This is a genomic window from Vibrio ziniensis (assembly GCF_011064285.1).
Lineage (GTDB): Bacteria > Pseudomonadota > Gammaproteobacteria > Enterobacterales > Vibrionaceae > Vibrio > Vibrio ziniensis.
On record NZ_CP049332.1, the window covers coordinates 847,590 to 873,229 of the forward strand.

A 25,640-nucleotide genomic window follows, 5' to 3' on the forward strand; every position below is an offset into this window, starting at 1 on the left:
ACATTTCCTAGTGGTTTTATCTCTTTTATTTATAGCTGAATTTCAAATTAATTCGGCACCAGTAAACCTTGATAATTTACTGAAAGAGTGGGGAATACTAGAAGGTAGATTCGTGTTCATTTCTTGCCTATTCGTGCGAAATAAGCGAATAAAAAAGCCGCCGAACTGTTTAAACAGTGCGACGGCGAACCCTTGGGTTTATAGATCAAAGACCTAGCAGGTGTTTATTGAGATCTGCTTGCTGACTACCTGAAGCAAAGTCATCAAAAGCTTTAGCTGTTCTATTGATGAGATGCTTGCCGATAAATGGCGCTCCTTCAGTCGCTCCCTGTTCGGAATCTTTTAAGCAACATTCCCATTCAAGAACTGCCCAGCCATCGAAACCGTATTGCGTCAATTTGCTAAATATTTGCACGAAGTCGATTTGACCATCGCCAAGAGAACGGAAGCGGCCTGCTCGTTCTGTCCAACCGGAGTAGCCACCATAAACGCCTTGAGAGGCACTTGGTCTAAACTCAGCATCTTTAACGTGGAATGCTTTGATTCGGTCGTGATAACGATCAATGAAGCCTAGATAGTCCATACCTTGTAAAAGCATATGACTTGGGTCGTATAAAACATTTGCTCTAGGGTGGTGGTTCACACTATCTAAGAAATGTTCAAAGCTGGTTCCGTCAAAAAGATCTTCACCTGGGTGTAGCTCGAAACAGACATCGACGCCGAACTTATCGAACTCATCCAATATCGGTAACCAACGTTTAGCTAGCTCTTCAAATCCTTGTTCTACCAACCCTTGAGGGCGTTGTGGCCAAGGATAAACATATGGCCACATTAGTGAACCTGAAAATGTTGCATGCGCGTCTAATCCAAGATTTGCAGAAGCGCGAGCAGCCAGCTTCAACTGTTCAGTTGCCCATAGAGTTCTTGCTTTTGAATCGCCTTTTACCTCATCAGGTGCAAACTGATCCATTAGCTGATCGTAAGCGGGATGAACCGCGACTAATTGTCCTTGAATGTGGGTTGATAGCTCACTAATTTCCAAATCGAATTGGTTTAAGGTTGCTTTAATTTTCTCGCAGTATTCTGAACTTTCTGCTGCTAATTCTAGATTGAAAATCTCAGGATTTAGCGTAGGCATTTGTAGCGCTTTATAACCTTTATGAGAGGCCCATTTTGCTAGACCTTCCAGAGTATTAAAAGGCGCTACATCAGAAATAAACTGAGCCAAAAATATAGCGGGACCTTTAATTTGTTTCATAATCAATAACCTAATAATTACAGAGTGTTAAGCGCGAGCTTGTTGAGCAATAGCTTGTGGTTTTTCTTTAAAGAACAAGACAAACAGTAGAGCAACACCAGCAGCAAACATTGCAGGTAGCCACCAGAAACTTGCCCAGTTTTCAGGTGTTAGTTGAGTTGCACCTTGTAGGAACTCGTTGTAAACCATACCTGCGATTTGAGCGCCAACAAGCATACCGATACCGTAAGTCACAAGAACAAGTAGACCTTGAGCCTGACCTCGGTTGGTATCGTTACATTGTTTGTCGATGTAGATTTGACCGGTAACGAAGAAGAAGTCGTAACAAACACCGTGTAAAGCAATACCAGCCATGATCATCCACACGACTGAATCAGGAGCACTCATTGCAAATAATGCGTAACGTAGAACCCAAGCTCCCATACCAACAACAAGCATCCATTTAACGCCCAAGCGACGGAAAAATAGTGGCATCAGCAACATAAAACCAAGCTCTGAAACTTGCCCAAGAGTTTGAATACCAGCAATGTTCGCCATGTCCATTGAACTTAGGAAAAGCTGAGTAAAGTTGTAGTAAGCAGCTAGAGGAATACAGATTAGGAAAGACGCCAACATGAATACGAAGAATGCCGGGCTAGCCAGTTCTTTAAATACGTTGATGCCAGCAATTTCGCTAAATGATGTTTTTGTACCAGCGGCTGCAGGCTTAGTATCTGGAAGCATGAAGCTGAACACACCTAAGATCGCACTTGCCGTAGCAGCAGTATAAAGTGGCATTGCAGTTTGCTCCGCAGCGACACCGAACATACCGCTTAAACCAAAGCTGATAAACAGACCGGCTACAATCCAACCAATAGTTCCGAATACACGAATGGTAGGGAACTGTTTCTCTTGGTCTTCAATGTTACGAAACGCAAGTGAGTTAGAAAGCCCAAGGGTTGGCATGTAAGCAAGGTTGTATGCCAACAAAATAACGATAAACAACGTTGGATTTTCAACAGTCTGTGGGGCCGCGAATAGGAATGCAGCTCCGAGTAAGTGAAGAGTTCCCAATACTTTTTGTGTTGCAAAGTATTTATCTGCAATTAAACCAATGAAAAAAGGTGCAATAACCGCAGCGAGAGGGTTAACAGTGTATGGCCAGTGAGTAAGGTCACTCATGCCTACATGGGACATATATACGGCAATAGACGTATACCATGCGCCCCAGACAAAGAACTGTAAGAACATCATTACGCGTAAGCGTGGCAGAATAAAGTTATTAGTTTTCATAATCATATCCATATTAGTGTGTAGGGATTCATCACGAAGTTGAGTCGTCGATTAATTAAGTTATTGATTAATCAATAGAGACCCACTGTTTTTGTTTTGAAGAATTCAGAGCAGCATCAATGATTTTAGCTGCACGAGCACCGTCATCGAAGGTAGGCAGACCTTCAGGCGTAGCGCCCAAAATGGTGTCGTAGAAATCAATAATAAAAGCATCAAAGCAATGGCTGTAGCCTTGAGCATGACCCGCAGGTGTAAGTGACAAGCGCTTTTGTTCATCACTGCCTTGGGTTGGATCGCGAACGATTAAAGATTTCGCTTCACGGGTGTTAACCCATAGTTGTTCCGGTTTTTCTTGGTCAAATTCTAAGCTGCTGTTGCTACCATCAATTTCAAACCAAAGGCGGTTTTTTCGACCGGCAGAAACTTGGCTAATTGTTAAGGTTGCAGGAGTGTTGTTCTCCGTGACAAGCAGTAGGTTGGCAATATCCTCTGTTGTAACAGATGCTTTTTGACTGTTATCAATGGCTTGGTTATTACGATCACTGAAGGTTTCAGTTGCCGCCGTTGAACGTTCTTTTTGTGCGGTATGGAAGTGACTGGTGAGCTGTGTGAATCGTTCACCTGTTACCCATTCCATCAAATCACACCAGTGACTGCCGATATCGGCGAAAGCACGTGACGCACCACCTTTCGTTGGGTCTACTCGCCAGTTGTTGTCACTTTGCTCTAATAGCCAATCTTGAAGATAACTACCGTGGATTAAATGTAGCGAACCAAGCTCACCACTTGCGATTCGAGCTCTAGCTTCACGAACCATAGGGTGGTAGCGATAAACGAAAGGAACGCCAGTAACCACATTTTTTTCTGCAGCAAGCTGTTGTAGTTCGATAGCATCAGAAAGGTTGGTTGCTAATGGTTTTTCACAAATGACATGCTTACCCGCAAGTAATGCTTGTTTTGCCATTTCATAATGGAAGATATTTGGAGTACAAATATGAACAACATCGACAGCATCGTGCTTTAAAGCTTGCTCAAGCTCTTCAAATACTTCCACGCCCCATGCCTTCGCCACTTTTTTTGCTTGCTCTGGATTTGCATCGACTAAGCCAAGTACGTTAACACCAGCAGTTTTTAGCGATCGGAAATGAACGTGTGCAATCATCCCTGTGCCAATTATTACTGCATTGATACTTGATTTGTTCATCTTAGGCTCCGTTATTTACATTTCATGTAACATTACATTTGTTACATAAAATATAATTGCATTCGTTACATTGATAGAAGTAAAACGAGATTTGGAGCTTGAGATTTATGTAGTTAATCACAGTCTGACTACTGTTTGAGATTAAGATCACAGCAGTTTTGAAAATGAAATCATTGCTATGAATATGAAAACATAGTGAGGTAATACATTTCGTGTTACATTCGTTTCATAAGTTAAAGAGATGAGGTTGTAAGGGTTTATGCGTCCATCTGTTGCAGATGTTGCTAAGTATGCTGGTGTGTCAACAGCGACAGTGTCACGAGTTCTAAATGAGAACCCGTCCATTCGTCCTCAGACGAGAGATAAAGTTAAAAAAGCTGTTGAAGCCCTGGGATATCAGCTCCCAGAAAATAATCCGGTACCCAAGATGAACAGCTCTAAGCTGATAATGGTTTTAGTACCTAACATAGAGAACCCATTTTATAGCGGTATTGTGAAAGGTATTGAGGCAGCGGCACGTGAACACAACTATTCGGTTTTATTGACTAACACGCAAGGAGATAGTTGGGTTGAGCTAAAGTACTTAGATATGCTTGAGCAAAAACAAGTGGCGGGTGTTATTAGTCTTGACCCGATGACTGCACAGCTAAATCTTCCAAGTCGAATTGTTGAACTGCCATGGGTTGCATGTTCTGAATATGTTCCCAACTCCGAAGTCGCTTATGTGAGTATTGATCACAAGCAGGCAGCGAAAGATGCCGTCTTATACCTAGTTTCCAAAGGACATAAGCGAATTGCATTGGTCAATTCAGATGAACGATACATCTATGCTCAACAAAGATTAGAAGGTTATATCAGTGCGATGGAAAGTGCAGGTTTAAGCATTGAAGATGGCTATGTTCAGTCGATGGGCGGAATTGATTATCCTTTAGGTGAACTTGCTGCAAGGCGTTTAATGACGCTACCGACTCCGCCAACTGCTATTTTTTCTGTGTCAGATACTTTAGCAATTGGGGTGATGAAAGCCGCGTTCAGGATGGGCAAGAAAATTCCTGAAGATGTCGCAGTAATAGGCTTTGATGACATTCCATTATCAGACATGTTTGAACCATCGTTAACAACCATACAGCAACCCACTTTTGAAATGGGGCAAGCAGCGATGAAGATGTTGAGCCAACGTATTGATGGCAATGCGGTTTCGTCCAAACTTATTCATCATTCCTTGATTGTTCGCCAATCTGCCTAAATGAACACCTGATTTGAAAACGGTTGCCTCAATGTAACAAATTGAAATGTTACATTGAGGGCGGTTGTTTTTCACTTTAGGAATCTAAAACGACGAATTCCACGTCAAATTTCTGCAGTTGTTCGAGGATGTTCTGCGGCGGTTGTTGGTCTGTAATCAGAAAATCAATCTCTTCCCAACTGCACGATTGATATAAAAGTTGAGTGTTAAATTTGTCGCTGGTTGCGACGCAGATTACTTGTTTTGATTGATGGCTCATTGCTAGCTTGAGTTCCGCGTCCAGCTCGGTATCCGTAGTAATTCCACATGAGGATAGGGCACTAACACCAATGAAAGCTCTATCTGCTTGGTACTTTTTTATGTGCTCAATCGTCATGCTACCCAAGACAGCGTGAGAAAACTGATCAAACATACCACCTAATACACACTTCTTAATTTGTGCCTTGTGAGATAAAAAATTCAAACTTTCTAATGAGTTGGTGATAACACTAGATTCAGTTTCCAAGCATTTTGCGATTAAAGCATTGGTCGTACCGGCATCCAAAAACACAATGTCATTACTTTTGACTAAAGTAGCGGCATAAGAAGCAAGCTTTCCTTTAGTCGGGTCTGTGTTATCTCTTTGAATATATGAAAGACTTGCTTTGTTTTCGTTAGCGATTGCGCCGCCACGTATCCTCAAAATTCCCGGGACTTCTCCTAATTTCACTAAGTCTCGTCGCGCAGAATCATACGAAATAGCAAATCGCTCACATATAAACTCCAGAGTCACTTTACCGTGTGTTTTTATATGGCGTTCGAGTTCTATTAGTCGTTCGTCTTGTGTCATACCGTGCTGATTCAGGTTATTTTGGGGTTGATATTGTAAGTGTTTTTAAGTGTTTGTGCATCAGATTATTTATTTTTAATGCACAAATAGAATTGAATCCACGTGATTATCTTGACTCAAGCTTTCATGGTGATAGTCTTTGTGCAGGTATGTAATTGATGTTAAGTGAAGGTGCTTGAAATGCAAGTTGGTATTGTTGGGGCTGGCAATATAGTAAGAATGTGTCTGGATGCGATTAATCAGATAGAAGATATTCATCCGGTAGCTATTTGTGTTCGGGAAGGGAGCCGTGAAAAAGGTCAAAGCCTTTGTGATGAATTCAATGTGGCAAAGCTTTATACCGACTATAACGATATGTTGGCGGATGAAGAGATAGAGTTTATCTACATTGGTATTCCAAATAACCTGCATTTTGATTATGCGCGATTGGCTCTAGAAGCAGGCAAACATGTTATTTGTGAAAAACCTTTCACCACGACCGCACAGCAGTTAGTGGAACTAAGTGAACTGGCACATGCACGTCAACTTTTCTTGTTTGAAGCGATTACCAATATTCACTCTCCAAACGTACAAAAAATGAAGCAGGCAATGGCTGATCTTGGGGCGATTAAATTGGTTCAAGGAAACTATTCCCAGTTATCGAGCCGCTATGCCAAATACCTCGAAGGCGAAGTTCATCCTGCTTTCGATCCAAGTGCATCTGGTGGCGCCTTGTATGATATTAATATTTACAACATCCATTTGTGTTGTTACTTGTTTGGGGCGCCTTCAGATATCCGTTACGCGTATAATGCGGGGCACAATGGTATCGATACTTCTGGTGTAATGACACTGCAGTATCCTGATTTTGTATCAATTTGTACTGGAGCTAAAGATTCGCAAAGTCCGGGACATTTTACAGTGCAGGGTGTTAATGGTTATGTTTCCATCGTTGGAACGCCAAATGTTGTTCCATCTGTAGAAGTCAACATCGCTGGAAAGCGAGAAATTTTTAACGCTCACGATGTTGATAATCACATGGTCTATGAGTTTAAAGACTTCAATCGTTTATTTATGCAGAACAATTTAAGTGAGTGTTATCAGTTATTGCAACATTCTATAACAGTCATGAAGGTACTAGAGGCTGGTAGACAACAAATGCAAGTGTTTAAGTAATTAACTCTCTGAAATTTTTAATAAAATACTCACTAGCTAGCGGTGGGTATTTTATTGCTGGAAGTCTGATAAAAATTAATTTGTAAAGAATATAGTTGACTTATGACAATATAGTTGTGTATACAACTATATTGTCAGTTTATGTTATTTGTTGGAATGTTGAATGCCTCTTTACACTCATCATCAATCTCTGGGACACCTTACTGGTCTCGCAAGTCGTTTGTTCAACCGTTTACTCACTACTCGCTTTAAAGAAGCAGGCATTGATTTGACGGCGGAGCAATGGGGCGTGATTCTGCTTTTACAAAACAGCGGAGCACTGTCTCAAAGCCATATTTGTGATCTCCTGTATTTGGAAAAATCGAGTGTCAGTAGGTCAATTGATGGTCTTGAAAAGCGAGGCTGGATAGAAAGAAAACGTTCGCCAACAGATAGCCGTAGTAAGTTGGTTGTGTTAACCGATAAATCTTTAGATGTTGTCGAGAGCTGTTCGAAAATAGCCTCATTAGTGCTTAATGATGCGCAGCAAAATCTTGCAGAGGAAGATTTGGAAAACAGCAGGCTACACCTTTCAAGTGTTATCACCAACCTACGTAAGCTTAACGGACAAAATTAATTAAACAGGGTCTTCTTGACCATAGCGGATTTTAAAGTCTGGCTCATATTTGGAGAAATACTATGACAAAACGTAATGCTTTAATTACTGGCGGCGCGCGCGGTATTGGCGCAGCTACTGCGAAGGCACTTGCTGCTGATGGTTACCGTGTTTTTATTAACTATGTAAATAGTACGGCAGTCGCTGAAGAGTTAGCGCAGGAAATTCAAAAAGCGGGTGGTGAGGCTTATACGCTTAAAGCGGATGTTCGTGATGATGCTCAAATCCAAGCTATGTTTGACACTATCACTAATGAACATGGTGGTGTCGATGTGCTTGTTTCAAACGCAAACATGAACTTTACTGCAAAACCTTTTATGGATCAGTTATGGGAAGAGTTTGCACAAAAACTTAACGATGAACTGCACGCAGCATATCAAACAGCTAAGTTAGCGGCTGAAAGCATGAAAGAGAAACAGTTTGGACGTTTGGTCTTTATTTCAAGTACCTTGTCAGAAGCTCCTGCACCAAGCTTTATTGCACACGGCAGTGCTAAAGGCGCACTAGACAGCTTCAGTAAGTACCTAGCACAAGAGCTTGGTCCATTCGGCATTACTTCTAACATCGTTGCACCAGGTCTTGTTGAAACTGACGCAACGAAAGGTGCTCCAGAAGAGTTTAAAGAAACAATTCGAATGTTCACGCCAACGCAAAAAATTGCAACACCGGAAGACGTAGCAAATACGGTAAGCTATTTGGCAAGCGAAAAAAGTGGTCATATTACTGGTACGTACAATCCAGTCTGTGGTGGTGCTTACTTACCATAAGCTTGAAATGAAGAGATTCGAAAAGGCATGTTATACATGCCTTTTCTTGTCTTTAACATATTGGATTTAAGCCATATTCGCTTCGCGTAGGGCTTTGATGTCTTTCGACGGTGGAGCTCCGAAGAGTCTGCTGTATTCACGGCTAAACTGAGAAGGGCTTTCATAACCGACTTTGAACGTAGTCGCCATGGCGTCCAAATTCTCAGTAAGCATGAGTCGTCTAGCTTCGCTTAATCTTAGTTTCTTTTGAAACTGCAAAGGTGTCATCGAGGTCATCGATCGGAAGTGTGTGTAAAACGCTGACTTACTCATACCGCTGTAAGATGCGAGATCACCAACGCTCAAAGGCTTAACGAAATTGTTCTTTAACCAATCAATGGCTTTAGATATTTGATGGCTATGGCTGCCGTTGGTCACTGTTTGGTTTAAACGCTGACCTTGTTCACTCATGAGTAAGCGGTAAAAGATCTCTCGTTTAATCACAGGGGCAAGAATCTTTATGGATTCAGGCTCGTCCAATAGCTGCATCAAACGATAGAATGCATCGAGTAATGATTCGGATAACGTTCCAACAGCAATACCTTTTTGCGCTTCTTTTACCGGATGGAACGAAAATTCACTTTCAACAATCAGTTGAGAAATTTCTTGTAGATCCAACTCCATAATCAAACCCAAGTAAGGGTGTTCATCGCTTGCTTCCATGATATTGGCGGTAATTGGCAAGTTTACTGATGAAATCAAGAAGTGGTTTGAATCGTAGATATAGCTATCTTCCCCCAACAAAACTTGCTTTTTACCTTGAGCAATCAAACAAATACTTGGTTTATGAGTATAACTGGTCGGTGGGGTGGGATGTGTCCAACGGCTGATTTTGACCCCTGGAATTGCCGTTTCATACTCAAGCGCACCGTTAACCCATTTTTCTAATACGTTAACCAGTTTATTGGAGAAATTAGCGTCATTTTCTGTATCGTTCATAGCAACTCCAAGAAAAATGTGAAGAGTGTTTAAGGCATTTAATACTTTTATTTATAACAGCAATTTTCATTATGTAAAGAGTATTAGGCAAATTGCTATTGACAGGATTGTCACCTTTATTTGAAGCGGATCAACCAATGTTTTAATGCGAAATGTAGATACTAATTCTATATATAACAGGTGGTTATATTATGTTTTTGAGATGTTTTTTCAGTTGCTGTTTTTACATGCATGTGAGGTTAGATATATTAGGTTTGGAAAAATAGGCAAGTAATAGAAATGAATAGGCTAACGCTTTTTATCAGTGATCGTTAAATTATCAGTATATAAATACTTCAACGCTATGCTTAACAAAACGATCCGTCCAATCAAACACAAATCGGGTCGAACAATGGCGTGATTTTACTATCTGAATGCGGAGGCGCTTATGCAAGACCAATTAGTCACTACCGAGAAAGCTATCATTCCTATTGCGGCGTTTGCTGCAAATGGTGACATGAAAAATCTACAGGTCAGTTTGGTTAAGGGATTGGATGCAGGGCTTACTATTAATGAAATAAAAGAAATTCTCGTTCAGATGTATGCCTATGCAGGTTTTCCTCGCAGCCTAAATGCGTTGGGTGTTTTTATGGGTGTTGTAAAAGAACGTCAAGAGAAAGGTATCTTAGATGCAGAGGGAAAAGTATCAACTCCTGTATCCCAAGATACAGACAGTCTGACATATGGTGCAGAGAACCAAACAAAACTCGTAGGGCAAGTTGTTTCTGGTCCTCTGTTTGAGTTTGCTCCAGAGATAGACCGCTACTTAAAAGCTCACTTATTCGGTGACATTTTTGAACGTGATGTTTTGACATGGAAACAGCGTGAGTTAGCCACAATTGCTGGATTGGTAAATATAAGTGGTGTAAATAGCCAGCTTCAATCGCACTATTTCATCAGTTTAAACAATGGCTTAACGCCAGCGATGTTGAATGAGTTCGTAAGCATATTAAGCCAGCATTGTGGCGAAGAAATCTCGTCAAATGCCCAACAAGTGCTTAGTAACGTATTTGCGATAATCAAAGAATTATAAGTTTTGTGTAAGGTCTATTTTTTATCCACTGCCAATGAATATCAGTATTCCTTACCTTTTTATTACAGATGAGTGGCAATAGAACCACAAGTCAATGAAGCAATATTGAGATGTCAAATAAGGTGTTATGCGTAGCACCTAGGCTTTGTAATTCCCCAATATTTATATTTGCGTAAACCTAGGTGTAATTATGTCTGCATTAACAATCAATCTAGATAAATTTAGTAATTATCAAAAAATCTCTGACCGATTTTATGAAGGTGAAAGACCTTTGTATGCTGAAGAAAACAAATATCTTCACCGTGTACGCTTTTATCCGGGCGAATCTGCGCTAAAACACACCGACAATATTATGGTTAAGCATTGTGAATTTATGGGCAAGTATCCATTTTGGCACAGTAACCAAATCGTCATTGAGCAAAGTATTTTTACTGTTTATGCACGAGCGGCAATTTGGTACACCAATAATTTAATAATGAATAACTGCGTTATAGAAGCGCCTAAGATGTTCCGTCGTGTGAACAACTTACAAATTGAGAACACTCGATTTCCTAATGCTGGTGAAACTTTGTGGAACTGTGACAATGTCACTATGAAAAACGTTGAGATGCGAGGCGCAGATTACGTATTCATGAATTGTGAAAATGTAGAGATCGATGGTTTCAAACTACAAGGAAATTACTCATTCCAAGATGCCAAAAATGTCACGATTAGAAATGCATATCTAGATTCTAAAGATGCATTTTGGGGTACAGAAAATGTGACTGTTTATGATAGTGTTTTGGATGGTGAATATTTAGGCTGGCACTCTAAAAACTTACGTTTGGTTAACTGTACCATCCGTGGTGAACAGCCGTTGTGTTACGCAACAGACCTAATTATGGAAAATTGTGTGATGGAAGAAACCGATCTTTGCTTTGAGTATTCTTCGTTAGAAGCTGAGATAGTTTCTGACATCATTAGCGTTAAAAATCCATTGTCTGGTTCAATTAAGGCGTATTCAATTGGTGAAATTATCCTTGATAAAAACAACAAAAATCCGGGTGGCTGCACCATTCAAACAGGAGTTGAGGCTGGCGTTTAATGAAACAATTTGATTTTGATGAAGTTGTAGATAGGCAAGGTACTGGCAGCGTTAAATGGGATAGTGTAGAGAATGCTTCTATTCTACCTATGTGGGTGGCGGATATGGATTTTCGCACCGCACCAGCCATTGTCAACGCTTTGCAAAAGCGTGTTGAACACGGCATCTTTGGTTATGCAAAGGTGCCAGATGCGTATTACGAAGCCACTATTAACTGGTTTTCAAGAAAGCACAGCTTTCATATTGAGAGAGACTGGATACTCTATACATCAGGTGTTGTCCCTGCTATTTCTGCCATTCTTAAAGCTCTTACCAATCCCGGCGATGGAGTCATCGTTCAAACGCCAGTCTACAACTGTTTCTTCAGTTCCATTCGAAATATGGGATGCCAGTTGGTTGAGAACCCTTTGGTGAACTGTGATGGGCACTATCAAGTAGATTTTGAAGATTTAGAGAACAAGGCTTCAAGATCGGATGTGACAGTAATGATACTGTGTAATCCACATAACCCAGTTGGTCGAGCTTGGACAAAGCAAGAATTGTTTAGAATAGGCGAAATTTGCTTTAAACACGGGGTCAAAGTTATCAGTGATGAAATCCATTGTGACCTAATGTTTCCGGGCAATCATCATCAACCCTTTGCCGCTTTAGGTGATGAGTTTTTGATGAATACAGTATCGACACATTCACCAAGTAAGTCTTTTAATATTGCCGGACTGCAGATTGCTAATATTGTTACCGCAAACAAAGGGTTAAAGCAAAAAGTTGATCGTGCTCTTAACATCCACGAAGTCTGTGACGTCAACCCGTTTGGTGTAGCTGCATTAGTCGCAGCTTATAACCAAGGAGAAGAGTGGCTAAACGAATTAAACCACTATTTATATGAAAACTATCTCGCCGTGGTTGAGTTTGTTCAACATCAATTACCAAAACTTAGCGTAGTCCAGCAAGAAGCGACGTACTTAGCTTGGATTGATTGCAGAAAACTGGATATTCCATCAGACAAAATTGGTGAAATGCTGCTGAAAGAAGGCGCGTTGATGATTAACCAAGGTACCGTTTACGGTGAATCGGGTGATGGATACATTCGACTCAATATGGCTTGCCCGAGATCGCTCCTTATTGAAGGGCTGAAACGCATGGCAAGTGTATTAGGTGACAAATAATACTAAATGGAGTGTGTGACATCATGAAGAGAACAATCTGGGCAAAGCCTATAACTGCTTTATCAATGGTGTTGTCAGTCATGTCGAGTTCACATAGCTTTGCCAATACCATACCCGCTAATGGCGGAGAAAATATCGGAGAAAGAACGATGAAGATTCGTTTTGTGTTTGACGATCGAACTGTTACGGCGACACTGAATGACAGCCCAAGTACAAGAGATTTTATTGCGCAATTGCCTTTAACTTTTGACCTTGAAGACTACGCAAGTACTGAAAAGATTGCTTACTTACCAAGCAAGCTTACTCGTGAAGGTGCGCCTACTGGTGTGAGTTCTAAAGCGGGTGATATTTCCTATTACGCGCCTTGGGGCAACTTGGTCATTTTCTACAAGAATTTTGGCTATGCTTCGGGTCTTATTAACTTAGGTAAGTTAGATGGTGGCTTGGATAGGTTTACATCTAACGGTTCTATGAAAGTGACCATTGAATCTGCCGAGTAAAGCAAACGAATAAAAAACCACCATTGGCACGGTGGTTTTTTTATGGGAGTTATTCAATCGTGCAATAGCATAAAAAGATGCGACTCTTATTCGACAGCACGTTTCGGGGTTGAGCGTAAGTACTTAACTAAAACTACAACAGAACCACATAAAGCCAACGCACCGTACCCATAGGCAATTTGTAGAAGGTCTAAATGATTGGATAATCTTCCCGCGATTAGTGTTGGAATTGCTGCGCCAACGTATGATGACGCATAGATAACGGAAAAGACATTAGCTCTTTCCTCAGCCTTCAAACCAGTAACCATAGTTCCAATACTTCCTGTTAAAACAAGCCCCTGAGCAATTCCTGCAAAAACACTTGCCAAAAGAAATGCACTTAAAAGACCTAACTGCAATGAAAGCAATATACAGCCAACAAACAGCGTGAATGACAGCATCCCAGTACGTTGAGCTTGTGTGCTTGACATTCGCCCAGCAATTGAAGCACCGATCGAGCTTGGTGCCATTATGGATGCAAATACAAATGCGGCCGCTACCGCGCTTTGAGAATGAAGTTGTTCACGCGCCATGGCTGGGCCAAAAGCTTGGAAGAATCCGCCGAGTGCCCAAGTACAAACAAAGGTACATGCTGCAACAGGAAATGCCTTTCGAGCGGAAAGCGGTATCTCGAAATTAGGCTTAATAGAAGCAATAGCACATCGTTTCTTTACTTCTAAAAATGAGAAATAGACAGATTAGATTTAGCAGCAACGCAATCACGAATCCGATTTGACGTGGGTAAGGGGCGTGCTCGAATAGAATTCCCGAACCGACACCACCAAAAGTTAACCCGGTCATAGGTCCACAGCTAATAATCGCGGGAGCAATCCAAGAACGAACGGAATGCGAATGATCAACTAACCAAGAAGTCAACGCGGTAGAGGCTAGTCCACAAGCTAGTCCCTGTGATAATCGCCCCAAAAGCAATGGCGCTGCGCTATGAAGATTGAGAAAGAACAGCGTGGAAAGTCCTGCTAGCAACAATGACAAAACTGCAACTGGTTTTCGCCCCATGTAGTTGGATAGGCGACCAAATAAAACTAGCGCAGCTACCGCGCCAATAAAATAAACAACTGAGCTGAGTGAAAGTTGGAAATAGGTAATGGCATCTTGTGCCTGGTAAACACCATACAATGGAATAGGAACTGCTGATGTTACGTATGTCACCATCAAAGACAGCGCGGTGCTTACGAATGAAAATCGATGAGATGTATATTGCAACGAGGTACCCCCACAAATTCGAATTAAAGAAGACTCGTGAATGGGACTGAAGACTCTAACTGCAAGCGTTAAAGTATAGCGATTGGTGTCGAGTACAAAGCTTATGACGAGTATGAATATTTTAAATCTCTCGATGACAGCCAGTAATGCCTAATCTTCCTTAATCGTTGTCCAATCTTGTCTTTGTTTTAAGGGGTGGTGTACCTTAAAATCTAAGGAAATAATAATTTAAATATAAAAGACAATCTAAATATCTGGATTGTTAAAATAAAAAATTTTTATTTAGTCAATGATTATTGGTTGTGTTATTTGTATCATTTTGTAAATTACTGTTTTTATATAATTCTGAAATATATTTGTCATTTAAGATGGGAAGATTAGGCAATAATTAGATTTTTCTAGGCAATAGAGTATCTGCTTTTCATTGTAGATTAATTAAATCACGCAAGTATGTCGTGATTTGATAGTTATTGGTATAGGGAGAATCATATGCTCAGTTTGAACATTGTTATTAAGAAATTATCTGTATTTGTTTTGGGAACATCACTACTACTTGCAAGCCATCTAACTGTCGCAGCCGACAGTTTCACACAGAAAGAAAAAGCTATTATTCCAATCGCTGCCTTTGCCGCTAGTGGCGAGATAGACAAGCTAAAAGTGAGTTTAGCCGATGGTCTGGAAGCTGGTCTAACTATCAATGAAACGAAAGAGATTTTAGGTCAGTTATATGCCTATGCAGGCTTTCCTCGTAGTTTGAATGCGTTATCAGCATTTATGCAAGTGGTTCAAGAACGTGAAAGTAAAGGCATAAAAGATGTTGTAGGCGCAGAACCATCACCCCTACCAACAGACAGAACCAGTTTAGAATTTGGTAAAGATAATCAAACAAAATTGATTGGTGTTGAAGTTAAAGGTGCTTTATTTGATTTCTCTCCTCAAATTGATGAATACCTAAAGTCACACTTGTTTGGCGATATTTTTCAACGTGATGTTCTTTCGTGGAAACAACGTGAAATTGCAACAATAGCAACGTTGGCAAATATAAAAGGTGTCAACAGCCAATTAGCTTCTCATTACAATATCAGCATGAATAATAATGTCTCTGTAAGTGAGCTAAATGAATTTATTTCGATTCTCTCAACGCAAGTTGGTCAGGAAGTGGCTGATAATGCTCAGCAAGTATTAAATACCGTATTAAATAAATAATAAGGAGATATTATGAAAAATAACTTGGCTTTAATAATGCTATCTGGCGTTATTTCTTTATCTTCATTTGTTTCTAGCGCAGTTGCTTCTGACAGCAAGTCAAATGAGCAACAGGTCTACCGAGCAAAAGATCTTAATTCATTTGTTGGTCCGGAAAATCTGTTTACTGGGCATGTCAAAGTGGACATGTTGTTTCCAGAAAATGATGTGGCTAACTACAGCGCTGCCTACGTCACATTTGATAAAGGCGCGAGAACAGCTTGGCACACGCATCCGGCGGGTCAGCATATGATCGTAACATCTGGCGTAGCTTTAACGGGAACAAGAGATGGCAAAGTTATCCGTTTTGCAGAGAATGAAAGCGTTTGGTGCCCACCAGGTATCGACCATTGGCATGGTGCTACACCTGAAGCTCCAATGACACATCTTGTTGTTACTGCGTCAAAAGATGGCAAAAACGTAATTTGGAAAGAGAAAGTTACTGACGAGCAATATACATCAGGTCAATAACTTATCATTTAATTAAACAACAACTCATCACTGACTAGAGCGGTGATGAGTTGTTTTAACTTGCTAAATAATAGGTGTATCCATATGGGTATAAAATTAAGTTTTGCAAAATTATCTACTCTACTTTTCACAATACAGATACTGTTTATTGCTTTGACAAATATGGCTAATGCCACCGAAGCACCCAAGACTAACATTAAAACTCTAGTGATAGTTTCTCACCCATATCCAGAACGCTCAGTAATGACAAAAGGTTTGCAACAAGCTGCCGAAAGTGTTGAAGGGGTAACCGTAAGAAACTTGGAAACGCTTTATGGCTTTGATACAAGAGCGATTGATGCACAGAAAGAAAAGGAACTCACTAGAGCGCATGACCGTATTGTTTTTATGTTTCCTACACACTGGTTCAATATTACGCCGATGATGAAAGCTTATATGAATGATGTCTGGGGTAGCGTGGGACCTGGATTGTGGCAAGGCAAAGAAATGCTCCTTGTTACTACTGCTGCTGGCGGCAGTTCAACATATGGTGAATCAGGAAGAATCGGTGTGGCTCTAGAAGATGTCTTTACACCAATGAAGGCAAGTGCATTGCACGCAGGGATGACTTTTTTGAAACCATTAGCTTTTCAATCGGTTTCTAGTTCTAAACTTTCTGATTACCAACAGCAGTTGATTGAGCGTTTGCAGCGTTAATGTCGAATAACTTTTGAACCTTCTCACATTGGCTCTTGGAATATATAAAGACATAGTTAAATGAAAAAGTTATTGAAAAATATGGCTGTTTTGTTCGTTGGATATACGGCATTTCAACCGGTAGCCTTTGCAGCAAAGTCACCCTGGTCAATTGGTGTCGGTGCTAGCTATTCTCCCGCTGTATATCGGGGGACGCCAACAAATAGAATGGTAATACCGATTCTAGGTTACGAAGGTGAACATTTTTTTATGCGAGGGTTCGGAATGGGCTATCGGATTAATCCTCAAGGTTCGACTCATAATCTGGTGATAAGGGCGATTTATGACCCGAGAACATTTAAGCCTGGTGATTCTGACATAGAAGAAATGAAGTTGTTAGACGAACGGGACGACACTGTTTTGGCTGGTTTGAGTTATCAATATTCAACATTGTTCGGTATGTTAGAAACGTCGGTAGGTGCGGATGTACTAGGCGTTCATAATGGGGTATACGGAGAGGTTGCCTGGCGTTTACCATTGCGATTTAAAAATGCGGGAATTACGCCTGCTTTTGGCTATTCATATAATGACAATAAGCTGAATCAGCACCTTTATGGCGTATCTCAGGCAGAATCGAATAGAACTAACGGCAGAATAAATGCTTTTGATATAAACGGAAGCGGTCAGTTTTTTGTGGGCTTATCAGCTTATTACGTGATTGCTGATCAGCTGACAGTAAATGGAGGAGTACGTTACACAAATTTAGAGGGTGGTATTGAAAACAGCCCAGTTCTGGATTCCACCGAAGCTACTACTGCAACTATAGGGATTACTTACTCTTTTTAATCTTAAATATATGAATGTAGATTTATCGGCTGAGTTATAAAGAGATAGCGGTGAAGTGTACCTTAATTACCAAGCGACTTTGTCATGTGTTAATTCGCTACTGAATTTTTCGGTGAGGTGAGGGGAGTTCAGAGTCATTTTTCTGTAAGAAACTTTCTTACAGAAAATTTAACTCCCAAATCCAATTATCACAAAAATATCAACATATGGTTGTATTTTTTATAACTATCTGAATTAAAGTAAATCACAAATATCATTTTATGGTTGTATCAACAAAAATGATGAAACAACCATTACGGTTGTATCAACAGGAAAATTCGAGTCATTGAGAGCCGCTTTTAGCGGTTCTTTTTTTGCTACAAAATCAGCAAATGGCGACAATGTGGCGACACTCAAAAAATTTTGTGGAGATAGTTATAAACCCGCTATAGGGTTTTTGACAATTGCTGCAGAAAGATGGTCTGGTGCAACTAAGATGGTCACTACTCAGAAATTCTATTCTTCAGATGATGCAATTGCATTTTGTGAAGACAAAGATTTAACACTTGGAAAGCTAAATCTATATAAACCTACAGAGCAGATAACTGTCTGCTATATCAATCGCAAATGGGGGTTGACCTATATTCTATGCAAACGGTAGCGATTGATGTTAACAGTAGTTTTGGATTTAAGTATGTTAATTATTCGGAGAAAGGTGCTCTGATTGTTTGCGAGTAGATTAAGGTATAGACATTTAAAGATATGCTACTAATTAAACCTCTGTGACATTGTCACATATTATTGGCGTGTATAAGTGGTGTAAAGAATCCCAGAGCATAAAGATACTACCGGGATTCTTATCGGTTTTAGCTCATCGCGAAATGCTGAATTGCGTACGCTACCGGTGAACTTAACAGCAGTGTTAATACTGTACGTTGGAACCAAACTACAACGATCTGTTTCACTGAGATAGGAATCTCAGTCGACAAAATACAAGGGATCGACGCAGAGAAGAACAAGATGGAAGAGATAGAAATCTGACCAATCACGAAGCGAGTTATGAAGTCACTTTTCGCAGCAATCAGTGCAGGTAAGAACATCTCTGCAAGGCCCGTCGCTGAAGCTTTTGCTACCAACATAGGATCTGGCATTTGCGCTATCCAAGCAAATGGATAGAACAGGATGCCCAACCATTCGAAAACAGGTGTGTATTTAGCAAGTAGCAAGCCGATCAAACCCACAGACATGATTGATGGCAAAATGCTCATCGCCATTAACAGACCTTCTTTCAGGTTGTTAATAATGCTGCTCAGAACTGGCTCAGATTTGTCTGCGATTTGTAGACCTTCATTCACGGCTTGCTTGATGCGTGGTAGATCACTTGGAATTTCATCAGCAACCGTCTTTGAATCATCTAAACGAGCAAGTGGACGTAGACGTACCGTAATAGCGGTAACGACAAAAGTTAGAACCAATGTACTCCAGAAGAACAGGTTCCAAATCTCCATCAAGCCCAACGTCTTAGCCACGATAACCATGAAGGTTGCAAAAGCCTGTACCGATAATGGCTGCTTCTTTTGCTGAGTACTGACCGGATTTGTATACCCGGTTGGTAATAAGAAGACCAATTGAGTAGCTGCCAACAAAAGAGGCTACCGCATCAATTGCTGACTTTCCTGGTGTTTTGAAAATTGGTCGCATTACCGGTTGCAACAGCACGCCTACCAGTTCAAGCAATCCAAAGCCGATGAGAAATGCTAGGAAGATTGCGCCGACAGGAACAATCAAACCTACTGGCACAACAAGCTTGCCAAATAGAAACGGCAGCATGTCTTTTTCAAACAAGACTGCAGGGCCGATAGAGAAAAATGCCATCAGAGCAGTAATCACACCGACAACTTTAAGTACAGAGAGCACTTTTTGCGTTGTGTTTGCGTTCCAACTACCTGTAATAAAAGGGTAGACGCTACCAGCGATGATCATCAGCAGTGCATAAATCTCAACACCTTTAGGTGATACTGCACGTAGCCAAGAAACCATGTGGTCGAGTGGTATAGTGGATTTTGCGTTAATTTCGATGGGTACAAAGAAAAAAATGATGCCGATAAGGCTAAACAGCATCAGTTTTAGTGCTGAAGACCAAACAGGCTTCGTGAGCATGGATTCGGTTGCTTCCATAGTTACCTTCCTTAGTGGGTTGATCTTTGCACATAGGCAGACAATCTGGCCTACATGCAGTGATTTTTTCCTGACTGAACTTTTAAGCTCGGCGTTTAAACGCTCTTGCTTGCCGCTCTTCTAAACGGCAAGTTGCAAATTATGTTGTGTAATTAAATCTCTGCTTTTAGAACGGCAGTTAATATCGCGTTGAGTTGCGATTTGATTGCGATGGCTTTATCCGTATCTAACTCGTATCTCCCTTGAGCGATTGCGTCATTGCTTAGGTAAGTATCTTGTGACATTTCAAGCTGAATGGCGTGAATGTTTTCACTTGGTTTTCCAAATCCTCGAGTAATGAAACCGCCTTTGAAGCGTCCGTTGAGTACTTGGCTATAGCGATCAGAAACCGCGCCCATCACAGCTTCGACAATCGCGCTGCTGCATGATTCGCCTTGGTTGGTTCCCCAGTTGAATTCAGGCAACGTTCCTTCGAACAACATAGGTACTTGCGCAGCGATACTGTGGGCATCAAATAAGATAGCGTAGCCGTGAATAGATTTAAGGCGCGCAAGTTCCTGTTCGATGGTGGAGTGGTATGGGTGCCAAATCTGCTCTTTATAGCGTTCGTGGTCACTTTCGCTTGGTGCTTTACCATCAACGAAAACGGGGGTGGAGTCGAAAAGGATCTCCGGGAATAAGCCAGTAGTCTTTGTTGTGTAGAGTGGTTTGTCGTCACTTGGTCGGTTTAGGTCAACCACGTAGCGAGAATAGTTGGCTGATATGACACTCGCACCCAGTTCTTTCACACATTCATAAAGCTCTGGAATAAACCAGTCAGTATCTGGAAGTTTCTTGGCGGCTTGCGTTAAACCTTGTTCAACTTCTGGAGTCAGACCTAGACCAGAGTGAGGCATACTCACTAATAGTGGGACGCTTCCTTGATGAAATTCGAATGGTGAACGCACACAATTTGGCTGACTCATTTGACAGATACTCCGTTATCTTTATTAAATGTATATACATTTAATAATCTAGCTGTCATAAAACATTGTTGCAAGTGAGAAGTTAATTATTTATTGCGTTTATCCCATTTTTTCTCGTATTAAATTCCCTTGTTTTTGTAGGTGAACTGAGTGGAAAAATATAACTTGTATATACATATAAAGCTAAATTACACTTATTTTAAACAGTGCAAGTGATTACTTTTTTGAACTAGGAATTCACCATGACAGGGACTCAAACACGTCATTATTTCTTTGCTGAGCGAGCTTGGCTTGCTGATGGTTGGCATAACAATGTCTCTTTCGAAGTTACCGACGGAGTGTTTACTCATGTCGAATCGGATACTTCAGCGGTTGAGGGAGCAACAAAGCTTATTGGCCCAGTATTGCCGACTTTAGCAAACGTGCATTCGCATGCATTCCAACGTGTAATGGCGGGAATGGCAGAAGTGTGTTTGAACCCAAATGATAGCTTTTGGAGTTGGCGTGATCTGATGTACAAAATTGTACAAAAACTTTCGCCAGAACAAGCCAACGTTATCGCGACTCAGCTTTATATCGACATGCTTAAAGCGGGTTATACCCAAGTTGGTGAATTCCACTACTTACATCATGATGTTGCGGGTAAACACTATGCCAACCGTGCTGAGATGTCTCACCAGCTAATCAATGCCGCGGATCGCTCTGGTATTGGTCTGACGCTGCTACCTGTGCTGTATTCTCATTCTGGTTTTGGTGCGCTTGCTCCGAACGAAGGTCAAGCTCGCTTTATCAATTCGTCACACTCTTATTTGGAACTGCAAAGTCAGTGTGAACAATCCTTAGCAGGTTCTGAGCTGCACAACCTTGGTATCTGTTTCCATTCACTACGTGCGGTAACAGAGCAGCAAATCAAAGAAGTATTGAGCTCATTAGACAGCAACAAAGTTGTACACATTCATATTTCTGAACAGCAGAAAGAAGTGAATGACTGTTTGGCATGGAGCGGTCAACGTCCTGTTGAGTGGTTGCATGAACATGTGGGTTTGAATGAGCGTTGGAACTTAATCCACGCGACACATCTGAATGAATACGAACTCAATGCAATTGCCAGCAGCAAAGCGGTAGTGGGTTTGTGTCCGACGACAGAAGCAAACTTGGGTGACGGTATTTTCCCTGGTGTTGAATTTGAACGTTTGAATGGTCGTTGGGGTATCGGCTCCGATAGCCATGTGAGCCTGTCGATTGTTGAAGAATTACGTATTCTCGAATACGGACAACGCCTTCGCGATCAACAACGCAATCGTCTATATCGAGGCGAACAAACTAGCATTGGTGACAACCTGTTTACGCAAGCGTTATTGGGCGGCAATCAGTCATGTGGTGTAGATCTAGGTTTAGCGGTTGGTCAACGCGCAGACTTTATGGTGCTTGATGATACCCATCCGTTTATTGGCGCAAGCGAAACCAAAGATGTACTGAATCGTTGGTTGTTCGCATGCAGCGAAAACGTGGTGAAAGATGTGTTTGTTGCAGGCAAGCAAGTCATTAGCGAAGGACGACATGAGCTAGATGTTATAAGCCGTTCAGAGTTCTCTAAAGTGATTAAGAAGGTTATTTACGATGTCTAATCACTCAAATTTGTTTAGCGTAGTTCCTCAATCTGACTATCTGCGTATGCCATGGAAAAATGGCTTAGGTGAAACGTTAGAAATTGCGGTGAGTCGAGAAAACGATGAGGTGTTGTATCGCGTTAGTCAAGCCGCGGTGGTTGAAGATGGCGCGTTCTCAGATTTTTCTGGTTTGCATCGTACGCTTGTTTTGCTAAAGGGCAATGGGATGATTCTGTCCCATAAAAACGCACAAAAAGAATATCAACATAACCTTGAGCAAGAGTTGTCTGTTGCGCATTTCGCTGGTGGTGATAGTACCTATGCGACCCTATCAAACGGGGCCATTGAAGATCTCAACATTATGGTGCGAGAAGGCAAAGCAGGTTCGGATGTGCAAGCCATTTTCTCTCCTGCCTTTTTTGATGTTAGCCGTGATTCGCACACGCTATTCACGGGCTTCTACGCTAATAGTGATTGTGTACTGGCGTTGGACTTTGCTTCAGAGCTTCACACGGTCAAGCTGCAAAGCCAATCAATGTTGCTGTTTAGCCACACCGCAAAAGTGACATTGGAAAGCGGCTCAGGAGTGGCTATTTCCATTTACTCAATTGACTAAGTTTACGCGATGGTCGCAATCGTAGGGTTGAGCATGGCTCAACCCTAAGTTTTCTATTGCTTATCTTTTAGGATTTGAAGATTTTCATTGATCTTAAAGATAACGATCATCAGTTCACACCAGATACGAGCGCCAATTGACCCTAGAATCATAGTGATTAAGCCTAAGAAGAAAGTGCCTGCAGTTAATCCCTCATAACCGCTGAACATGGTGCCTAATCCAGAAATCACCGCAATAATGATAAGCAGCCAGTAAAGACCTGTTACGAGTTTTGGCGTTAGCATTGAATCGAAGGTGAACATTGATTTCATAGTTACATTTCCTTGTTTAATTTATTGTTTTTCTTGGGTGAATAGACATAGATTGTCGAGTAAAGATATTAAACGGATTGATTATAAATACCATTGTTAAGCTGTAGGTAAATCTCATTTATTCAGATGGTTAGATTCTTACTCGAATTGTTTGAGCGAATAATTTAATAAGTCATCATGTTGTAACTGGATATTTACATTCTTCGGGCGTATATTTCTGTTTCAATTCTGCGCAGTATATAGAGGGCAATATGTTAGAGGCGTTTGGCGTTATTAATATTTGGACGTATTTAGTTGGTCTGACAATGATCATTCTTGCTCCGGGTCCAAACTCTCTTTATGTATTGAAATCAAGCTCATCACTGGGTGTGAAAGCTGGCTATCAAGCAGCGTCTGGTGTGTTAATCGGCGATGCTGTTTTAATCCTGCTCTCTTATCTGGGAGTCGCGTCACTCATTCAAACTTCTCCAGTTTTGTTCACTATCATCCGCTATCTTGGTGCGGCTTACCTGCTGTATTTAGGTATTAAAATCATCCATCAACTGATGAGCAAAAAAGGTGAAGAGGGGGCAGAAATGGCGCGCCCTAAGAAGAAAGAGAACGTGTTTGCTAAGTCACTTACTTTAAGTTTGACCAACCCAAAAGCGATTCTTTTTTATGTGTCGTTCTTCATCCAGTTTATTGATTACACCTATGAGCACACTTGGGCATCTTACCTGATTTTGGCAACCATTTTAGAAGTGTTCAGTATTGTCTATTTGAGTGTGCTGATTTTCCTTGGTACCTCTTTGACTCAGATGTTCAAAAACAACAAGGTATTGGCGAATTTGGGCAATGGCTTGCTGGGTATGTTCTTTATGGGTTTTGCGGCTCGTCTGGCGAGCTTGAGTTAATTGAATAGTTACAAAAAGGCCAGAACATATGTTCAGGCCTTTTTGTTTTCATCGCGCCGACATAGAGTAAGCGACTCGAGTAACTTAAAGTTCAGTAATGAACGTACCTTCTGGCATAACTGGCAGGTAGTTTTTGTAGAAGTCTAAGTAAGCTTGGTTTGGATTCAAGTCTGCAAATACTTCTGGGTACATTGCTTTTGCGTAGAACTGAATCATTGCACCATCAAGAATGGTACGACATGCGCCATGGTAGGCCGCGTACATGCGGTTGTTCTTAACTGCTGAAATTGAAGACCAGCCAGTACGCTTCTTAAAGCCTTCTAAACGCTCTTTCGCTACAGATTCTTGAACACCTTGCCCCATCACCATGGAATCACTGCCTGTACCCGTTTCGTAACCAGTAATGACGATAACATCTGGGTTTGCTGCGATGATTTGCTCTGGGTTTAGTTTGCCCCACCATTCAACATACGGTGCTGAAATGTTGTTACCGCCAGCCACAGTTGCGATAGCTCCCCACATGTTCTTACCGAATGTGTAGCCAATCTCGTTGATGCCAGACGCACCGTACTCAGTATAGATTTTTGGTTGAGGAAGGTTTGCTTTCTCTAAACGAGCAGTAATCATCTCGATATTCTGCTTATATTCATTGGCGATTTTAGCGGCACGCTCTTGTTGACCAGTGATCACACCAATAAGCTGGGTACTTTTGATGTGGCGATCTAGAGTTTGAGCGTTGTAGTCAACCACAACAATTGGAATGCCAGCGCTTTCAAGACGTTGGATGTCACTACCTAAGCCTTTGTATTGCCAGTCAGCCAACATGATAAGGTCTGGTCTTAGGCTGATCACTTTCTCTACTGAGAACGTATTGGTATCTACACGACCAATACCCGGAATCTCGTCGAGTGAAGGGCGGTGTTTGACGTTCATTTCCCAGTTTGCTGGGCGTGCTTGCCAAATGTATTTCGACATGCCAACTACGTTGTCGTACGCCGCTTCAGTACCAATTGCCATGTAATCTTCTGGGTAGAAGCCCACGATGACACGCTTCGCAGGAGCATCGAAAGTCACTTCGCGGTCAAGTACGTCTGTAATGGTGGTTGTTTGAGCGAAGCTGTAAGAAGCAAACAGCAAAGTTGAAAGGCTAAACAGTTTTTGAATCATGTAATGAAACCTTTTATTGTCCTTGTTTAAAAGATCGTTATTTATGCCGCTTGTCTGGCGGTTGGCGCTGATTATATTGTCAATATAAATGCACATGCAAACTATTATCATTTATTTTTCTATAATTTTGTTGTCTAACTCATAGCGTTCATTGTTCATTGCTACAAATCGCTCATTCCAGTTCAAAGATGTGTGATTCTGGCAACACCTATCGAACTTTCGTCGCTATTCTGTA

General features: G+C 41.2%; 28 protein-coding genes. 16 read left to right on the plus strand and 12 right to left on the minus strand.

Annotation, left to right across the window (positions count from 1 at the left end):
* Window positions 1-205: 205 nt before the first annotated feature.
* From G5S32_RS18785 to G5S32_RS18795, 3 genes are all read right to left on the minus strand, one after another.
* A complete protein-coding gene (locus G5S32_RS18785; RefSeq protein WP_165313682.1) occupies window positions 206-1,258 on the minus strand; it encodes a sugar phosphate isomerase/epimerase family protein in 1,053 nt (350 codons plus the stop codon).
* A 27-nt stretch (window positions 1,259-1,285) separates the two neighbouring features.
* Window positions 1,286-2,530: an MFS transporter gene (locus G5S32_RS18790; RefSeq protein WP_165313683.1), complete on the minus strand. Its 1,245-nt coding sequence runs from the start codon at window positions 2,528-2,530 to the stop codon at window positions 1,286-1,288.
* 67 nt (window positions 2,531-2,597) lie between these two features.
* Window positions 2,598-3,734: a Gfo/Idh/MocA family protein gene (locus G5S32_RS18795; protein ID WP_165313684.1), complete on the minus strand. Its 1,137-nt coding sequence runs from the start codon at window positions 3,732-3,734 to the stop codon at window positions 2,598-2,600.
* A 259-nt stretch (window positions 3,735-3,993) separates the two neighbouring features.
* Between G5S32_RS18795 and G5S32_RS18800 the strand changes: the two genes are divergently transcribed.
* Window positions 3,994-4,980, plus strand: a complete 987-nt coding sequence (locus G5S32_RS18800) for a LacI family DNA-binding transcriptional regulator (RefSeq protein ID WP_165313685.1) — start codon at window positions 3,994-3,996, stop codon at window positions 4,978-4,980.
* Window positions 4,981-5,056: 76 nt separating this feature from the next.
* On the opposite strand, the gene G5S32_RS18805 is transcribed toward G5S32_RS18800, so the two are convergent.
* Window positions 5,057-5,809: a DeoR/GlpR family DNA-binding transcription regulator gene (locus G5S32_RS18805; RefSeq protein ID WP_165313686.1), complete on the minus strand. Its 753-nt coding sequence runs from the start codon at window positions 5,807-5,809 to the stop codon at window positions 5,057-5,059.
* 180 nt (window positions 5,810-5,989) lie between these two features.
* Between G5S32_RS18805 and G5S32_RS18810 the strand changes: the two genes are divergently transcribed.
* The 3 genes from G5S32_RS18810 (at window position 5,990) to G5S32_RS18820 (ending at window position 8,386) form a co-directional block, all read left to right on the plus strand.
* Complete coding sequence (locus G5S32_RS18810) at window positions 5,990-6,964, plus strand: Gfo/Idh/MocA family protein (RefSeq protein ID WP_165313687.1); 975 nt, start codon at window positions 5,990-5,992, stop codon at window positions 6,962-6,964.
* A 163-nt stretch (window positions 6,965-7,127) separates the two neighbouring features.
* Complete coding sequence (locus G5S32_RS18815; protein WP_165313688.1) at window positions 7,128-7,580, plus strand: MarR family winged helix-turn-helix transcriptional regulator; 453 nt, start codon at window positions 7,128-7,130, stop codon at window positions 7,578-7,580.
* Between the two features lie 62 nt (window positions 7,581-7,642).
* Complete coding sequence (locus G5S32_RS18820) at window positions 7,643-8,386, plus strand: SDR family NAD(P)-dependent oxidoreductase (RefSeq protein WP_165313689.1); 744 nt, start codon at window positions 7,643-7,645, stop codon at window positions 8,384-8,386.
* A 66-nt stretch (window positions 8,387-8,452) separates the two neighbouring features.
* Here the strand turns inward: G5S32_RS18820 and G5S32_RS18825 are convergent, their stop codons facing one another.
* Window positions 8,453-9,364: an AraC family transcriptional regulator gene (locus G5S32_RS18825; protein WP_165313690.1), complete on the minus strand. Its 912-nt coding sequence runs from the start codon at window positions 9,362-9,364 to the stop codon at window positions 8,453-8,455.
* A gap of 427 nt (window positions 9,365-9,791) precedes the next feature.
* Between G5S32_RS18825 and G5S32_RS18830 the strand changes: the two genes are divergently transcribed.
* From G5S32_RS18830 to G5S32_RS18845, 4 genes are all read left to right on the plus strand, one after another.
* Entirely contained in the window at window positions 9,792-10,436 is a 645-nt protein-coding gene (locus tag G5S32_RS18830) for a carboxymuconolactone decarboxylase family protein (protein ID WP_165313691.1), read from the plus strand.
* Between the two features lie 190 nt (window positions 10,437-10,626).
* The gene (locus G5S32_RS18835; RefSeq protein WP_165313692.1) at window positions 10,627-11,520 is read left to right on the plus strand and encodes a DUF3737 family protein; all 894 of its coding nucleotides are present in this window, start codon (window positions 10,627-10,629) and stop codon (window positions 11,518-11,520) included.
* Window positions 11,520-12,686: a MalY/PatB family protein gene (locus tag G5S32_RS18840; RefSeq protein ID WP_165313693.1), complete on the plus strand. Its 1,167-nt coding sequence runs from the start codon at window positions 11,520-11,522 to the stop codon at window positions 12,684-12,686. Before G5S32_RS18835 ends, G5S32_RS18840 begins: the two co-directional genes overlap by 1 nt.
* Before the next feature lie 23 nt (window positions 12,687-12,709).
* A complete protein-coding gene (locus tag G5S32_RS18845; protein ID WP_246201120.1) occupies window positions 12,710-13,186 on the plus strand; it encodes a cyclophilin-like fold protein in 477 nt (158 codons plus the stop codon).
* Window positions 13,187-13,272: 86 nt separating this feature from the next.
* On the opposite strand, the gene G5S32_RS21575 is transcribed toward G5S32_RS18845, so the two are convergent.
* Both G5S32_RS21575 and G5S32_RS21580 read right to left on the minus strand, forming a co-directional pair.
* Entirely contained in the window at window positions 13,273-13,758 is a 486-nt protein-coding gene (locus G5S32_RS21575) for an MFS transporter (protein ID WP_343033178.1), read from the minus strand.
* 109 nt (window positions 13,759-13,867) lie between these two features.
* Entirely contained in the window at window positions 13,868-14,449 is a 582-nt protein-coding gene (locus G5S32_RS21580; protein ID WP_246201121.1) for an MFS transporter, read from the minus strand.
* Window positions 14,450-14,938: 489 nt separating this feature from the next.
* Here G5S32_RS21580 and G5S32_RS18855 point away from each other — a divergent pair, with 489 nt between their 5' ends.
* The 5 genes from G5S32_RS18855 to G5S32_RS18875 all read left to right on the plus strand — a co-directional run bounded on the left by G5S32_RS18855 (window position 14,939) and on the right by G5S32_RS18875 (window position 18,326).
* On the plus strand, window positions 14,939-15,655 hold the full coding sequence (locus tag G5S32_RS18855; RefSeq protein WP_165313694.1) for a carboxymuconolactone decarboxylase family protein: 717 nt from the start codon (window positions 14,939-14,941) through the stop codon (window positions 15,653-15,655).
* Between the two features lie 12 nt (window positions 15,656-15,667).
* Window positions 15,668-16,165, plus strand: coding sequence for a (R)-mandelonitrile lyase (locus G5S32_RS18860; protein WP_165313695.1), 498 nt, complete (start codon window positions 15,668-15,670; stop codon window positions 16,163-16,165).
* 84 nt (window positions 16,166-16,249) lie between these two features.
* The gene (locus G5S32_RS18865) at window positions 16,250-16,861 is read left to right on the plus strand and encodes an NAD(P)H-dependent oxidoreductase (RefSeq protein WP_165313696.1); all 612 of its coding nucleotides are present in this window, start codon (window positions 16,250-16,252) and stop codon (window positions 16,859-16,861) included.
* Window positions 16,862-16,921: 60 nt separating this feature from the next.
* Window positions 16,922-17,686 (plus strand): MipA/OmpV family protein, encoded by a 765-nt coding sequence (locus G5S32_RS18870; protein WP_165313697.1) that lies wholly within the window; start codon window positions 16,922-16,924, stop codon window positions 17,684-17,686.
* 325 nt (window positions 17,687-18,011) lie between these two features.
* Entirely contained in the window at window positions 18,012-18,326 is a 315-nt protein-coding gene (locus tag G5S32_RS18875; protein ID WP_165313698.1) for a hypothetical protein, read from the plus strand.
* A 205-nt stretch (window positions 18,327-18,531) separates the two neighbouring features.
* Here G5S32_RS18875 and G5S32_RS21585 read toward each other — a convergent pair whose 3' ends face one another.
* From G5S32_RS21585 to hutG, 3 genes are all read right to left on the minus strand, one after another.
* Window positions 18,532-19,194 (minus strand): YjiH family protein, encoded by a 663-nt coding sequence (locus tag G5S32_RS21585; RefSeq protein WP_246201122.1) that lies wholly within the window; start codon window positions 19,192-19,194, stop codon window positions 18,532-18,534.
* Window positions 19,187-19,843: a YjiH family protein gene (locus G5S32_RS21590; protein WP_246201123.1), complete on the minus strand. Its 657-nt coding sequence runs from the start codon at window positions 19,841-19,843 to the stop codon at window positions 19,187-19,189. Before G5S32_RS21590 ends, G5S32_RS21585 begins: the two co-directional genes overlap by 8 nt.
* 152 nt (window positions 19,844-19,995) lie before the next feature.
* A complete protein-coding gene (gene hutG, locus G5S32_RS18885; protein ID WP_165313699.1) occupies window positions 19,996-20,808 on the minus strand; it encodes an N-formylglutamate deformylase in 813 nt (270 codons plus the stop codon).
* A 242-nt stretch (window positions 20,809-21,050) separates the two neighbouring features.
* Between hutG and G5S32_RS18890 the strand changes: the two genes are divergently transcribed.
* Both G5S32_RS18890 and G5S32_RS18895 read left to right on the plus strand, forming a co-directional pair.
* Window positions 21,051-22,436: a formimidoylglutamate deiminase gene (locus G5S32_RS18890; protein WP_165313700.1), complete on the plus strand. Its 1,386-nt coding sequence runs from the start codon at window positions 21,051-21,053 to the stop codon at window positions 22,434-22,436.
* Entirely contained in the window at window positions 22,429-23,034 is a 606-nt protein-coding gene (locus tag G5S32_RS18895) for a HutD/Ves family protein (protein ID WP_165313701.1), read from the plus strand. The genes G5S32_RS18890 and G5S32_RS18895 overlap by 8 nt, the downstream gene beginning before the upstream one ends.
* Before the next feature lie 53 nt (window positions 23,035-23,087).
* On the opposite strand, the gene G5S32_RS18900 is transcribed toward G5S32_RS18895, so the two are convergent.
* Complete coding sequence (locus G5S32_RS18900) at window positions 23,088-23,345, minus strand: DUF4282 domain-containing protein (RefSeq protein WP_165313702.1); 258 nt, start codon at window positions 23,343-23,345, stop codon at window positions 23,088-23,090.
* A 251-nt stretch (window positions 23,346-23,596) separates the two neighbouring features.
* On the opposite strand from G5S32_RS18900, the gene leuE reads away from it, so the two are divergent.
* Window positions 23,597-24,238 carry a leucine efflux protein LeuE gene (leuE, locus tag G5S32_RS18905; protein ID WP_165313703.1) on the plus strand — a complete coding sequence of 214 codons (642 nt, stop codon included), beginning with the start codon at window positions 23,597-23,599 and terminating at the stop codon, window positions 24,236-24,238.
* A gap of 84 nt (window positions 24,239-24,322) precedes the next feature.
* On the opposite strand, the gene G5S32_RS18910 is transcribed toward leuE, so the two are convergent.
* The gene (locus G5S32_RS18910; protein WP_165313704.1) at window positions 24,323-25,405 is read right to left on the minus strand and encodes an ABC transporter substrate-binding protein; all 1,083 of its coding nucleotides are present in this window, start codon (window positions 25,403-25,405) and stop codon (window positions 24,323-24,325) included.
* Window positions 25,406-25,640: the final 235 nt, after the last annotated feature.

What these genes read in the sequence shown, in the direction of transcription:
- G5S32_RS18785 (WP_165313682.1), bottom strand. Translation starts at nt 1,258, where the DNA reads ATGAAACAAATTAAAGGTCCCGCTATATTTTTGGCTCAGTTTATTTCT.
- G5S32_RS18790 (WP_165313683.1), bottom strand. Translation starts at nt 2,530, where the DNA reads ATGAAAACTAATAACTTTATTCTGCCACGCTTACGCGTAATGATGTTC.
- G5S32_RS18795 (WP_165313684.1), bottom strand. Translation starts at nt 3,734, where the DNA reads ATGAACAAATCAAGTATCAATGCAGTAATAATTGGCACAGGGATGATT.
- G5S32_RS18800 (WP_165313685.1), top strand. Translation starts at nt 3,994, where the DNA reads ATGCGTCCATCTGTTGCAGATGTTGCTAAGTATGCTGGTGTGTCAACA.
- G5S32_RS18805 (WP_165313686.1), bottom strand. Translation starts at nt 5,809, where the DNA reads ATGACACAAGACGAACGACTAATAGAACTCGAACGCCATATAAAAACA.
- G5S32_RS18810 (WP_165313687.1), top strand. Translation starts at nt 5,990, where the DNA reads ATGCAAGTTGGTATTGTTGGGGCTGGCAATATAGTAAGAATGTGTCTG.
- G5S32_RS18815 (WP_165313688.1), top strand. Translation starts at nt 7,128, where the DNA reads ATGCCTCTTTACACTCATCATCAATCTCTGGGACACCTTACTGGTCTC.
- G5S32_RS18820 (WP_165313689.1), top strand. Translation starts at nt 7,643, where the DNA reads ATGACAAAACGTAATGCTTTAATTACTGGCGGCGCGCGCGGTATTGGC.
- G5S32_RS18825 (WP_165313690.1), bottom strand. Translation starts at nt 9,364, where the DNA reads ATGAACGATACAGAAAATGACGCTAATTTCTCCAATAAACTGGTTAAC.
- G5S32_RS18830 (WP_165313691.1), top strand. Translation starts at nt 9,792, where the DNA reads ATGCAAGACCAATTAGTCACTACCGAGAAAGCTATCATTCCTATTGCG.
- G5S32_RS18835 (WP_165313692.1), top strand. Translation starts at nt 10,627, where the DNA reads ATGTCTGCATTAACAATCAATCTAGATAAATTTAGTAATTATCAAAAA.
- G5S32_RS18840 (WP_165313693.1), top strand. Translation starts at nt 11,520, where the DNA reads ATGAAACAATTTGATTTTGATGAAGTTGTAGATAGGCAAGGTACTGGC.
- G5S32_RS18845 (WP_246201120.1), top strand. Translation starts at nt 12,710, where the DNA reads ATGAAGAGAACAATCTGGGCAAAGCCTATAACTGCTTTATCAATGGTG.
- G5S32_RS21575 (WP_343033178.1), bottom strand. Translation starts at nt 13,758, where the DNA reads ATGGCGCGTGAACAACTTCATTCTCAAAGCGCGGTAGCGGCCGCATTT.
- G5S32_RS18855 (WP_165313694.1), top strand. Translation starts at nt 14,939, where the DNA reads ATGCTCAGTTTGAACATTGTTATTAAGAAATTATCTGTATTTGTTTTG.
- G5S32_RS18860 (WP_165313695.1), top strand. Translation starts at nt 15,668, where the DNA reads ATGAAAAATAACTTGGCTTTAATAATGCTATCTGGCGTTATTTCTTTA.
- G5S32_RS18865 (WP_165313696.1), top strand. Translation starts at nt 16,250, where the DNA reads ATGGGTATAAAATTAAGTTTTGCAAAATTATCTACTCTACTTTTCACA.
- G5S32_RS18870 (WP_165313697.1), top strand. Translation starts at nt 16,922, where the DNA reads ATGAAAAAGTTATTGAAAAATATGGCTGTTTTGTTCGTTGGATATACG.
- G5S32_RS21590 (WP_246201123.1), bottom strand. Translation starts at nt 19,843, where the DNA reads ATGGAAGCAACCGAATCCATGCTCACGAAGCCTGTTTGGTCTTCAGCA.
- hutG (WP_165313699.1), bottom strand. Translation starts at nt 20,808, where the DNA reads ATGAGTCAGCCAAATTGTGTGCGTTCACCATTCGAATTTCATCAAGGA.
- G5S32_RS18890 (WP_165313700.1), top strand. Translation starts at nt 21,051, where the DNA reads ATGACAGGGACTCAAACACGTCATTATTTCTTTGCTGAGCGAGCTTGG.
- G5S32_RS18895 (WP_165313701.1), top strand. Translation starts at nt 22,429, where the DNA reads ATGTCTAATCACTCAAATTTGTTTAGCGTAGTTCCTCAATCTGACTAT.
- G5S32_RS18900 (WP_165313702.1), bottom strand. Translation starts at nt 23,345, where the DNA reads ATGAAATCAATGTTCACCTTCGATTCAATGCTAACGCCAAAACTCGTA.
- leuE (WP_165313703.1), top strand. Translation starts at nt 23,597, where the DNA reads ATGTTAGAGGCGTTTGGCGTTATTAATATTTGGACGTATTTAGTTGGT.
- G5S32_RS18910 (WP_165313704.1), bottom strand. Translation starts at nt 25,405, where the DNA reads ATGATTCAAAAACTGTTTAGCCTTTCAACTTTGCTGTTTGCTTCTTAC.